Source organism: Mariniflexile sp. HMF6888 (assembly GCF_044335535.1).
Taxonomy (GTDB): domain Bacteria; phylum Bacteroidota; class Bacteroidia; order Flavobacteriales; family Flavobacteriaceae; genus Mariniflexile.
The window spans coordinates 597,157-609,206 of sequence record NZ_JBIQVZ010000001.1; the positions used below are offsets into that span (position 1 = coordinate 597,157).

Annotated in this window: 13 protein-coding genes; 6 read left to right on the forward strand and 7 right to left on the reverse strand. The window is 35.2% G+C overall.

Features of this window, described 5'->3' with window-relative positions:
- Positions 1–42: 42 nt before the first annotated feature.
- A complete protein-coding gene (locus ACGLWY_RS02875; RefSeq protein ID WP_396618159.1) occupies positions 43–618 on the forward strand; it encodes a hypothetical protein in 576 nt (191 codons plus the stop codon).
- Positions 619–621: 3 nt separating this feature from the next.
- Here the strand turns inward: ACGLWY_RS02875 and ACGLWY_RS02880 are convergent, their stop codons facing one another.
- From ACGLWY_RS02880 to ACGLWY_RS02890, 3 genes are read right to left on the reverse strand one after another with little or no spacing between them, the layout of a single operon-like run.
- The gene (locus tag ACGLWY_RS02880; protein WP_396618160.1) at positions 622–978 is read right to left on the reverse strand and encodes an HAD hydrolase-like protein; all 357 of its coding nucleotides are present in this window, start codon (positions 976–978) and stop codon (positions 622–624) included.
- Between the two features lie 3 nt (positions 979–981).
- On the reverse strand, positions 982–1,665 hold the full coding sequence (locus tag ACGLWY_RS02885; protein WP_396618161.1) for an SDR family NAD(P)-dependent oxidoreductase: 684 nt from the start codon (positions 1,663–1,665) through the stop codon (positions 982–984).
- On the reverse strand, positions 1,658–2,686 hold the full coding sequence (locus ACGLWY_RS02890; RefSeq protein ID WP_396618162.1) for a M28 family peptidase: 1,029 nt from the start codon (positions 2,684–2,686) through the stop codon (positions 1,658–1,660). Before ACGLWY_RS02890 ends, ACGLWY_RS02885 begins: the two co-directional genes overlap by 8 nt.
- A gap of 296 nt (positions 2,687–2,982) precedes the next feature.
- Here ACGLWY_RS02890 and ACGLWY_RS02895 point away from each other — a divergent pair, with 296 nt between their 5' ends.
- The 5 genes from ACGLWY_RS02895 (at position 2,983) to ACGLWY_RS02915 (ending at position 7,293) form a co-directional block, all read left to right on the forward strand.
- Complete coding sequence (locus ACGLWY_RS02895) at positions 2,983–4,089, forward strand: nickel-binding protein (RefSeq protein WP_396618163.1); 1,107 nt, start codon at positions 2,983–2,985, stop codon at positions 4,087–4,089.
- Between the two features lie 102 nt (positions 4,090–4,191).
- Positions 4,192–4,566, forward strand: coding sequence for a group 1 truncated hemoglobin (locus ACGLWY_RS02900; RefSeq protein ID WP_396618164.1), 375 nt, complete (start codon positions 4,192–4,194; stop codon positions 4,564–4,566).
- A 16-nt stretch (positions 4,567–4,582) separates the two neighbouring features.
- Positions 4,583–5,971 carry an FAD-binding oxidoreductase gene (locus ACGLWY_RS02905; RefSeq protein WP_396618165.1) on the forward strand — a complete coding sequence of 463 codons (1,389 nt, stop codon included), beginning with the start codon at positions 4,583–4,585 and terminating at the stop codon, positions 5,969–5,971.
- Positions 5,972–6,012: 41 nt separating this feature from the next.
- Positions 6,013–6,477 (forward strand): cupin domain-containing protein, encoded by a 465-nt coding sequence (locus ACGLWY_RS02910; RefSeq protein WP_396618166.1) that lies wholly within the window; start codon positions 6,013–6,015, stop codon positions 6,475–6,477.
- A 423-nt stretch (positions 6,478–6,900) separates the two neighbouring features.
- A complete protein-coding gene (locus ACGLWY_RS02915; RefSeq protein WP_396618167.1) occupies positions 6,901–7,293 on the forward strand; it encodes a DUF4242 domain-containing protein in 393 nt (130 codons plus the stop codon).
- 113 nt (positions 7,294–7,406) lie between these two features.
- Here ACGLWY_RS02915 and ACGLWY_RS02920 read toward each other — a convergent pair whose 3' ends face one another.
- From ACGLWY_RS02920 to porV, 4 genes are all read right to left on the reverse strand, one after another.
- The gene (locus ACGLWY_RS02920) at positions 7,407–9,038 is read right to left on the reverse strand and encodes a pyruvate dehydrogenase complex dihydrolipoamide acetyltransferase (protein WP_396618168.1); all 1,632 of its coding nucleotides are present in this window, start codon (positions 9,036–9,038) and stop codon (positions 7,407–7,409) included.
- A gap of 3 nt (positions 9,039–9,041) precedes the next feature.
- On the reverse strand, positions 9,042–10,040 hold the full coding sequence (gene pdhA / locus ACGLWY_RS02925; protein WP_396618169.1) for a pyruvate dehydrogenase (acetyl-transferring) E1 component subunit alpha: 999 nt from the start codon (positions 10,038–10,040) through the stop codon (positions 9,042–9,044).
- 212 nt (positions 10,041–10,252) lie between these two features.
- Positions 10,253–10,735 carry a cytidine deaminase gene (gene cdd, locus ACGLWY_RS02930; RefSeq protein WP_396618170.1) on the reverse strand — a complete coding sequence of 161 codons (483 nt, stop codon included), beginning with the start codon at positions 10,733–10,735 and terminating at the stop codon, positions 10,253–10,255.
- A 95-nt stretch (positions 10,736–10,830) separates the two neighbouring features.
- Positions 10,831–12,039, reverse strand: a complete 1,209-nt coding sequence (porV, locus tag ACGLWY_RS02935; RefSeq protein WP_396618171.1) for a type IX secretion system outer membrane channel protein PorV — start codon at positions 12,037–12,039, stop codon at positions 10,831–10,833.
- Positions 12,040–12,050 lie beyond the last annotated feature (11 nt).

The window sequence follows — 12,050 nt, forward strand, 5'->3', positions numbered from 1 at the left end:
ACAAAAAAAAAGAATAATATTGCAATCTTTAAAATAAGTAATATGTCTTCCAAAATTTACAGTTTTTATTTTTCATTAATCATAGCGGTATTATTTTCAAATATTTCAAATGCACAACCAAAAAAAGGTGAATTTATTCAAGCTTCTATAGGTTTAGGGATGAGTGCGCCTTACGAAGAATATAACATCATGGGTACTGGTTTTTATGCCCAGGTTGAATACGTATATGCTTTTAAAAAATGGCTTGGAGTAAGACCTTATGCAGGATTTATATCAACAACGCCTAGCGAGAGTGGTACCGATACCAGTTTATCTGAATATAGAGTAACCTCTAAAGCTTTTTTATTGGGCGGAAAAGCACGTATTTGTGCACCTATTCCTTGGGTTGCTCCCTATTTTGAATTAGGTATTGGACTTTCTGCTGGCTCTTTTGAAACGTACACACCCATTGACAATAAAAAAGAAAGCGGAGTATTAATGCATATTCCTGTTACTCTTGGACTAGCTTTAGGAAAAGAAAATGGTGTTGAAGTTGCCTTTACGTATTATTTTCATCCCGAAATAAACCAATTTAGTGGTGCTGCCGCCATAGGATTATCTTTCCCAATAAACAGATAATAACTATAAATTAAGGCGTATTTTATCTTCGGGTCCACTGGAGGCGACACAAAAAGGAATGGTTAAACTCTCTAATACGATTTTTATACCATCAACGGGTTTCATACCTTTTTTAAAAGCCTCAAAACTTCGTTTTCTATAATCGTCTTGAAAAGAATAGGGTAATGGTTGGTTGGTAAGCATTGAAATCTTTTCAATACAAGCATTCATAAAACTGCCTTTAAAATGTTTCATACCATAAGCCAAATCTATATTCGCTCCATAGTTATTTGCCATATCTACTAATATTTGGATACTAATGGGTTCGCTATCTACCAAAACGCCATCGCAATCGAAAATGATGCACTTGTGTTTGCTCATAAATTAGGGCGTAGAATTAGAAACCTGCAACAATTTCCCATTATAATATTTATTTCCATTAAGCGAAAAATCAAAAATATACTGTGCCATTTCTAATGCCGATGTTGATGCTTTATAACCCGGAAATGCTTCTTCCAGCATTTCGGTTTGTACCGCACCTAGAGCCAACGCGTTAAAACTTGGTCCTGTTTCTTTATATTCTTCGGCTAATAATTCTGTTAAAGTTATTACGGCCCCTTTACTGGAGCTGTATGCTGCCAACCCTGGAAACTTCATACTACCCTGTACGCCACCCATAGAACTAATAGTTACTACATGGCTTTCTTTTTTTGTAAAAGGTAGCATGATGCGCGTTAATTCGGCAACCCCAAACACATTGGTTTTATAAACAGCTTCAAAATCGTCCATAGACAATTCTGAAAATGGTTTATTAATAAGAATTCCTGCATTATTTATTAAAATATCCACCTGTTGCCAATTCGCTTTAACAAAACTCTCTATTTTTTTATAAGCGTCTTTATTGCTTAAATCGAACGACAAAGATGTTACATTTTTCAATTTAAGGGCTTCAACGGGTTGGTTGTTCCGCGAAAGTGCCAATACTTGATGCCCTGCTTTTGCAAAAAGTTGTACCAACTCAAAGCCTATACCTCTACTTGTTCCTGTTATAATAACGTTTTTACTCATTTTTCATTTGTATTTCTTTGGTTGGTGTGTTACACATGGTTTCTATGGCTGGAATCACTTTATTAATTAAACTCGCCATATGGCTGTAATCCAATTTATCGGCTTCATCATCTACATGGTGGTAATAGTCATAATTTGATAAATCACAACTAGAAATGGTTTGGCAAGGCAATTTAAACGCTTGATAAAACGCATAATTATCGGATTGCTTAAACAAATCGTATTTTTTTGATACTTCCGAGAACCCGGTGAGATTGGAATGGGTGTATTCGTTTATTTTTGCAGACATATTAGAAAGTTCGTATCCTGTTATAAAAGCATCATAAGGCCTATCCTTAAATGGCACACCAATCATTTCAAAATTCAACATGGTGTACAAATCAATATTTTCAGCTTTCAACTTTTTAGCCAAATGCTCAGAACCCACAAGTCCTTTTTCTTCCGCAGAAAATAAAGCAATCATGATGCTTCGTTTATTGTTTTTTGTAGTTGCAAAATATTTCGCAATTTCCAAAACCCCACTGGTTCCCGCAGCATTATCGTTAGCACCATTAGCAATACTATCGTTATTCACTTTTTTTGCTGAACCAATATGGTCGTAATGCGCACCAATAATAATAATCTCGTTTTTAAGAGCCATATCGTTGCCTTCAATAAAACCAACTATATTATAGGCATGCGTCCCTTTTAAATTAAAGCTATCTCTATAGGTTTTAAAATAAGGTTTTATATTGCTTTCCTGAAAAATAGCCTCTATATAAACTGCCGCTTTTTCAATACCTTCAGAACCTGTATCTCTTCCTTTTAAGTCATCGGATGCCAAATAAGTTACTATGCCCTCAAGTTTTTCGCTTGTTACTAAATAATTATTTATAGTTTTTGAAGAAGATGCTATAGCAATATCTCTTTTTGAAGATTTTGGAATGACGCTTTTATTTAAATCCTCACTGTTAACGGTGGCTATTGGCGATTTACAACCGATAACGATTATTAATACCAAAAAGAAAATCACATTTTTCATTTGTTTCTATTCATTATTTTAATTGGTCAGATGTAACATCCATTATATGAATCATTCTGTTGTGTAAGAAAATTTGTAGCAATAGATGTTGCATAAGATCATTAAGAGTTTAAAGATAAAAAACCTTGGGATAAAAAATTGAATATTATTTATTGTTTTAATCCGGTCAGATGGAACGCCCTGAATAATCATTCTCATGTGTATAAGTACAATTCTCATGGGCGTTTCATTGCCAAATGCATCAAAAATTAGCTTATTATCCTAAATATCATTAACTTGTATAAAAAACACACACTATGCCAATATACATGGATCGCCATGACATACCGGAAGAAATCACTGCCGAACATGTCGCTCTAATGCATCAGGAAGATTTAAAAGTGCAACATTTATATGGATGTAAAGGCATGACATATTGGTGTGATGAGCATAGAAGAACCGCTTTTTGTTTAATTGAAGCACCAAATGAGAAGGCCATTAAAGACATGCACAATAATGCTCATGGTGAAGTACCTCATAGAATTATAGAAGTAAATAAAACGATTGTAGAATCTTTTTTAGGACGAATTGAAGACCCTAAAAAATCACAAAACACTGAGTTGAACATTATTAACGATCCTGCCTTTAGGGTTATAATGCTTATTGAAACCAGTGATTATTTGCACAGACTAGAAGGAAATCAGTTTAGTTTGTTCACACAGAAATTCCATAACAGCGTTACAAAATTACTTAAACAATTTGAAGGATGTATTGTAAAACAAGATAACAACAGCTATTTGGTTTCTTTTGTATCGGTTTCTGATGCTATTTTATGTGCTTTAAAAATTCAGTATAATTTCAAATACATAACCACAAAATATGACGCTTCAATGAGAACACTAAACATGGGCATTAGCTCTGGAGTTCCTGTTACCAATAAAGATTCCTTTTTTGAAGAAAGCATAACATTAGCTACACGGTTGTGTGAAATTGTTAATGACCAAATAGTTATTACTTCTGAAATAAAATCACTCTACGAAAGTGAGAATAGAAATGAATTCATTAATAAAGAACATATAAGATCTATAAATAAAAATGAAGAAAAATTCTTAACGGATTTGATGGATTTTGTAGCAACTATTTGGAATAAACCAGATTTTAATGTTAACGATTTTAGTACAACATTGGGTTACAGCAAATCGCAACTTAATAGAAAACTAAAAAGCCTTACAGGAAAATCACCAAACAACTTTATTGTAGATTATAAGTTACAAAAAGCACTTAAAGCACTGCATGATCAACAAGGAAACATCTCAGAAATTGCTTTTGAAACCGGATTTAATAGTCCCGCTTATTTTTCTACTTGCTTCAAAAATAAATTTGGAATGCTGCCTTCTCAATACCTTCAGCAACATGTGATTTAAATATTTAGCACATTGATTCAAAATTATCATTTTTTGAATTAAATCTATAGGTCTTCAGTTTGTAGTCTTCTTAATTTTGGTAGATAACCTATACTTAATATTATGACTAAAACACTTTTTGAACGCTTAGGAGGTAGTGATGGAATTTCAAACATCGTTGATGATACCGTTGAAAACCACATGAACAACCCTGAAGTTAATGCTCGGTTTCTTCCTTTTAAAGATAGACCCGAACATTTAGCTATCATAAAGCAACACACCATCGATTTTTTTAGTGCAGGCAGTGGTGGTCCAGCAGCATATAAAGGGAAAGATATGGTAACCGCCCATACAGGTATGAATATTAGCCCTGCTGAATATATGCATGTGGTAGATGATATTTTTGCTGCTTTAGATAAAAACGGCATTGATGAAGACTCAAAAAAAGATGTTCTTTCTATTTTATGGTCTTTAAAAGGTATGATAATTTCTAAATAAAATAAACCAAACTAAAATGAAAAATCAAGTTAAAAATTTAGACCCTTCACTTATTGAAGACTTCTCATCGAAATTGAGAGGAAAGATTGTAATGCCTAAAGATGTTAACTATGATGAAACACGAAAGGTTTATAATGGCATGATAAATAAACACCCAGGCATGTTTGTTATGTGCGTAGATGTAGCCGACGTTATGGCTTCTGTTAACTTTGGGCGAGAAAACAATCTATTAATTGCCGTGAGAGGTGGCGGCCATAATGGTGGCGGATTGGGTTTATGTGATGGTGGATTGGTAATAGATTTATCGGGAATAAAATTTATTCGTGTAGACACATCAGACAATACCGTAAGAGTTGGTGGCGGAAACCTTTGGGGCGAAGTAGATCATGCAATACATCCTTTTGGCTTAGCAGTTCCTGCTGGCATAATTTCCACTACAGGTGTGGGCGGATTAACCCTTGGTGGTGGTGTTGGCCATTTATCACGAAAATATGGACTAACAATAGATAACCTTTTAGAAGCTGACATGGTTCTAGCTGATGGTTCTTTTGTTACGGTTAATAAAAACCAAAATACCGATTTATTTTGGGCAATTCGTGGTGGAGGCGGAAATTTTGGCATTATTACATCTTTTAAATTTCAAGCCCATAAAGTTAAAACTGTTATTGGTGGCCCCACTTTGTGGCCCATAGAACGCACTGAAGAGATTATGGCATGGTACCATGAATTCATTAATAATGCTCCAGACGAGTTAAATGGATTTATAGCCACCATGATTATTCCTGGCCCTCCATTTCCCGATTTTTTACACGGAAATCAATATTGTGGTATTGTATGGTGCTATACCGGTAGTCAGGAAGCGTTCAACAAACTCATAAAACCTGCTATGGATTTAAATCCTGTTTTTGAACATGTAGGAGAAATGCCTTATCCTTCCATACAAACCCTCTTTGATGGCTTGATGCCTCCTGGATTGCAATGGTACTGGCGAGCCGATTTTTTTAATGAATTAGGTTCAGAGGTCAGTGCACAGCATTTAAAATTTGGATCTCGTATTCCAACACCATTATCTCAAATGCATTTATATCCCATTAGTGGTGCAGCAAGTCGTGTTGGAGCAGAAGAAACTCCTTGGGCGTATCGGGATGCAAAATATGCAGGCGTCATTGTAGGCGTATCGCCAGACCCAAAAGACGCAGATAAAATCACTAATTGGTGTAAAGATTATTGGGAAGCATTGCATCCCTACTCATCTGGCGGTGCCTATTCAAACTTCATGATGGATGAAGGGCAAGAACGTGTAAAAGCGAGTTATAGACACAATTACGAGCGACTTTCAAAAATTAAAAGAAAGTATGATGCTAACAATTTGTTTAATGTGAATCAGAATATCAAACCTGCCTAGTAGGTATAACATATTATTTAAAAACTAAAAAATAACTTGTCATGGAAACTACAAAATTTAAATTTATCTATTCTTGTTTAATTGTTTTTGTGCTCAATGGCCTTAGCCTTTGTGCCCAAACAGTAGCAACGGTCAATTCAGAAATGTCAATTGCAAATACTATTGGTGATGCTGATCTTATATGGCATAAGGCTCCAGATTTTTTTCCTAATTGCTCTTTTACTATTTTAAATGGAGATATCTCTAAACCCAACTTAGATTTGTTCTTTAAAATAGAACCTAATACCGACGTTATTAGTCATACCCATAATTCACCCGAACGAATGGTACTGATTACAGGGGAACTTGAAGTAACTTATGAAGGTGAGCCAACACGAATAATAAAAGCAGGGAGCTATTTATATGGTCCTGCAGGCAAACCCCACAAAGCAAAATGTCTAGACAGCGGTCCCTGCGTATTATTTATAGCTCTAGTAGCTCCTTTTGATGCGAATCCAACAGAGTAAAATAAACCCCTATGGCGGTTTTAGAGCATGCGAAACAAGGCGGTTTTCCTGCAAATTCAGTCGCAAAAGTTACCACTATCATTGATCCATCTACGGCTGGTGATAAATAAGACATCTATCTGATAAATCAAAAAAAACTGCCTCAAGTAAACAACCACCGTTAAAAACGGTGGATTTGGATTTCAGATTAGCCCCAAAGGGGCATCACATCTTTATCAAGTTAACCTAATTTAAGAACTCACTATACCAAATTTACACAATCAAAATACAAAACCGATTAATCCTAAATAATGGTATAGCCTTTAAAACATGACCACCATCAAAGACGGTGGTTTTTCAATGTTAAATAAAAATATTTCTACAAGTAAATAAAAATCAGTATCTTATACAAGTATTACAAACTAACAACTAAACATTTTATATATGAAAACTTTAAAAATATTTTCTGTTTTTATATTGGCATTAACTTTTATAAACTGTGCCAATAATGAAAAATCCGTTGCCGACATATTAAGAGACGAAACAACTACTCAAAATCAAAACATGTATGTTATTGAACGTGAAATCCCTGGAGCTGGCAGTTTAACTTCAGAAGAATTGAAAGCAATTTCACAAAGCTCATGTAATGTATTGGAAAAAATGGGGTCTGAAATAAAATGGCTACATAGTTATGTTACAAGCGATAAAATTTACTGCGTTTATACAGCACCGAATGAAGAAATGGTTTTAGAGCATGCGAAACTAGGTGGTTTTCCAGCAAATTCAGTTGCAAAAGTTGCCACTATCATTGATCCATCTACGGCTGGTGATAAATAAGACGCCTTCAAATTTAAATTAACATAGAAACTCACATTAAATAAAAAAACCTGCCTTCAAATGAATGAACCAGGTTTTTAATATGATGAGATTTCTGCCTTCGCAGAAATTTGTTATACCAACATAGTCACAGGGTTTTCAATATATCCTTTCAAGGTTTGAAGGAACTGGGCACCCGTTGCACCGTCAACCGTTCTGTGGTCGCAAGCTAAAGACAATTTCATAGTATTTCCAACAACTATTTGTCCATTTTTAACCACTGGCTTTTCAACAATATTTCCAACAGAAAGGATTGCTGAATTTGGTTGGTTGATAATAGACGTAAAAGTATCAATACCAAACATACCTAAATTAGAAACCGTAAACGTACTGCCTTCCATTTCTTGAGGCGTTAGTTTTTTGTTTCTAGCTTTTCCTGCAAGATCTTTAACAGCTGCACCAATTTGTGGTAAACTTTGCTCGTTTGCAAACTTAACTACAGGCACTACCAATCCGTCTGGAACAGCTACTGCTACACCAATATGTACGTGGTTATTTAAACGCATTTTATCGGCAAACCATTGTGAGTTTACTTGTGGGTGCTGTTTTAATGCTAAAGCACATGCCTTAACAACCATATCGTTATAAGATATTTTAGTATCCGGAATGGTATTGAATTGTGCTCGGAACGCTATGGCATTTTCCATATCAAACTCGACACTTAAGTAATAGTGAGGTGCTGAAAACTTAGAATTTGTTAATGCTTTTGCAATAGCTTTACGCATTTGCGAGTTTGGAACATCTTCAAAATCTTCTTGACCTGCTGGTACAAATTTACCAACGGATGCTACCGCAGAAGGCGTATAATTTTCTATATCGCTTTTTACAATACGTCCGTTTTCACCAGAACCTTTTACTTGTGATAGATTAATACCTTTCTCTTCTGCTATTTTTTTAGCTAAAGGTGAAACAAATAAACGACCATTAGTAGATGTCGTTGCAGCAGGTTTTGATGGTTTCGCTTCTGCTTTAGGAGCCTCAACTTTAGCTTCTGCCTTAGGAGCTTCCTGTTTTGGAGCTTCTTCTTTTTTAGCAGCAGGTGCTGATACTGAGAAATTAGCCGCAACTCCAGAAACATCAGTTCCCGAAGGGCCAATAATTGCCAATAACGAATCTACTTTTGCAGATTCTCCTTCTTGTAATCCTATATGTAATAAAGTACCCGATTGGAACGATTCAAATTCCATGGTGGCTTTATCAGTTTCTATTTCAGCTAAAATATCACCTTCAGAAACTTTATCTCCTACTTTTTTAAGCCATGTTGCAACGGTACCTTCTTCCATGGTATCGCTTAAACGTGGCATAGTTACAACAATAACACCCTCTGGTAATTCTGCTGAAGCTGTAGTTTCTTCTTTTGCTGGAGAAGATGCTGTAGCGGTTTCATCTGATACTTCTTTGGTTTCTGGAGTAGCAACAGCTTCTTTAGGCGCACTACCTCCTTTTAATAAACCGGAAATATCTTCACCAGCTTCCCCTATAATGGCTAAAAGCTCATCAACCTTAGTGGTTTCTCCTTCTTGAACACCAATGTGCAGCAACGTACCTTCATGGAATGATTCAAATTCCATAGTTGCTTTATCAGTCTCGATTTCAGCTAAAATATCGCCTTCGCTTATTTTGTCACCTACTTTTTTCAACCAAGTGGCAACAGTACCTTCTTCCATCGTATCGCTTAAACGCGGCATATTTATAATTTCTGCCATAACTTATATTTTGTGTTTAATAAATGGATAATCTTCTTGTTCGTAAACCATATCGTAAAGCTGTTGAGTCTCTGGATATGGAGATTCTTCAGCAAACTTTTCACATTCAGCAACTAAATCTTTCACACGTTTATCAATAACTTTAATATCGTCTTCGGTTGCATATTTCTTTTCAAGAATAACATCTTTCACTTGAGTAATCGGGTCGATTTTTTTGTATTCTTCAACCTCATCTTTCGTTCTATAATGTTGGGCGTCACTCATAGAATGACCTCTATAACGGTATGTTTTCAACTCTAAGAAAGTTGGACCACCACCCTTTCGTGCACGCTGAATAGCTTCGTCAAAAGCTTCAGCAACTTTTATAGGGTTCATACCATCAACAGGTCCGCATGGCATATTATATCCTAAACCTAATTTCCAAATTTCGGTGTGATTTGCCGTGCGTTCTACAGATGTTCCCATAGCATATCCATTGTTTTCACAAACAAATACTACTGGAAGGTTCCAAAGCATTGCCAAGTTAAACGTTTCATGTAACGACCCTTGGCGTGCAGCACCATCACCAAAACAACATAATGTGACACCATCAACTCCGTGATATTTATCACCAAATGCAATACCGGCACCTAAAGGAATTTGACCTCCTACAATACCATGACCTCCATAAAAACGGTGTTCTTTAGAAAAAATGTGCATGGACCCACCCATACCTTTAGAAGTTCCCGTAACCTTTCCATATAATTCTGCCATAACACGTCTAGGATCTACACCCATACCTATAGGTTGTACGTGGTTTCTATAAGCAGTAATCATTTTGTCTTTTGTCAAATCCATAGCATGTAAAGCACCTGCTAAAACAGCTTCTTGACCGTTGTATAAATGAAGAAATCCTCTTACTTTTTGTTGAATGTAAACGGCAGCTAGTTTATCTTCAAACTTTCTCCAGAATAACATGTCTTCATACCATTTGAGGTAAACCTCTTTTGTGATTTTTTGCATCGACTCCTATTAAATTTTAATTACGCAGGATACAAAAGTAATACATTGTAGCTTATTGCGAAAATGCAATACGCTTAAAGTCTAAAAATTATAAAAAAGAACAGCACTCTACATACTAAATTGCTTATTTAATAATTTTTGGCAATGAATATTAATGTATTGAAAATTTCAAACGATTGAATTATTCAAAAAACCATTAAAATCATAAAAAATCATAAAACAGATTTATCGAAAACAAGTGGCAATAAGTTCGCTAACGATGTTGATTTTGCCACGTTTCCTGTTTCACCCATAAAATAAATTTCGATTGGCGACTTTTGCTTTATTTCATATTCGGCAATAGCTTGCCTACAAGCACCACATGGCGGGATAGGGTTTGCAGTTGGTTTGTTTTTTGAAGTTGCTGAAATGGCCATTCTTACAATTTTGGTGTTGGGATATTGAGACCCGGCATAATAAATAGCGGTACGTTCGGCACACAAGCCAGACGGATACGAAGCATTTTCTTGATTATTGCCTGTTATAATTTCGCCATTATCTAACAGTATAGCTGCACCAACGTTAAAGTTTGAATAAGGTGCATAGGCTTTATCTCTAGCTTCAAAGGCTTTTTGCATTAAAGAAAAAGCTTCTTTTGGAAGTTCTTCCATAGTTTCGAAAACATATAATGTTGATTCAATTTTTACTTCTTTCATGCATTTCTGTTTTTAATAAAGTTAAGAAACTATTTAACACAAAAAAACTATTGCGATTTGCAATAGTTTTTTTATATCATTTATTTGGTATTTATTTAATACTCATTGTATTCACCAGCACCAATATTAAAGGTTAACGAGAAACGCAAAGTACTGTCTAAAGGACTTTGCACTTTTGATGCTGAAAACAAGTATGCCAAGTCTATATTTACCACGTTAGCTTTAAAGCCAGCGCCTAGTGTGAAAAATTTTCTAGCACCTTTTTCTTCACTTTCGTTAAAATAGCCTGTTCTAAAAGCAAATGAATCTTGATATACATATTCAGCTCCTAAAGACCATGTGAATTCTTTTAACTCTTCACTAAAACCATCGGGTGCATCACCAAACGATTGGAACATGCCCGATAAAAAACCTATATTCGGGTCTTTACCTTTATAAATAACAACTTCTTCTGTACCTTCATCATATTCTCCATCTTCATCTGAATCAACAAAACCATAAATAGGAGGTGTTGGCACTAATAACTTTGTAACCTCGGCAGTTACTGCTACTTTATTATATTGATCAAATATAAAATCGAATCCTGCTCCTAAACGCAAGTTGGTAGGCAGAAAGTTTTCTTCACCACCTTCATCATATTTAAATTTTGGCCCAATATTTTGAAGTGCAAAACCCATTCTCCAACGTCCATTAAAATCGGCATAAGCTTCTTCTTCACTTTGATAGTAACCTGAAATATCAACACCAAAGGAACTGGCTGCACTAGCGTCACTATTTTCATCATAATTAAGTCTTAAATCAGAAAGTAAATATCTCATAGCAACAGACATAGCAAACTGGTCGGATAATCTTAAAGCATAAGAAACATCTAACGATAACTCATTTGGTTTTACTGTTTCAAGAACGTTTCCAGAAATATCAGTAAGCTCGATATCTCCCAAGCCAAAGTATTTAAAACTTGCAGCAAACGCACTACGCTCATCTAAACGATTAAAATAAGTCAAATAACCTACTCCAATATCATTGACTAATTTTTTTAAATATGGCGTATAACTTAAAGAAATGCCTGATTTTGTTTCGGAAAATACATATTTTGATGAATTCCATTGTTGTGAAAACGCATCAACAGAGGTAGCAACCCCCATATCGCCCATACCTGCAGCTCTAGCATCTGGTGCAATTAATGTAAATGGCATTCCTGTGGTGATAACTCTTCTATCCTGATTTGGTAACGGAATAACTTCTTGCGCACTTGCTTTTAACACAAAAACAAAGGCGATTAATAGTAATAGTTGGTTCTTCATGAATTAATTTT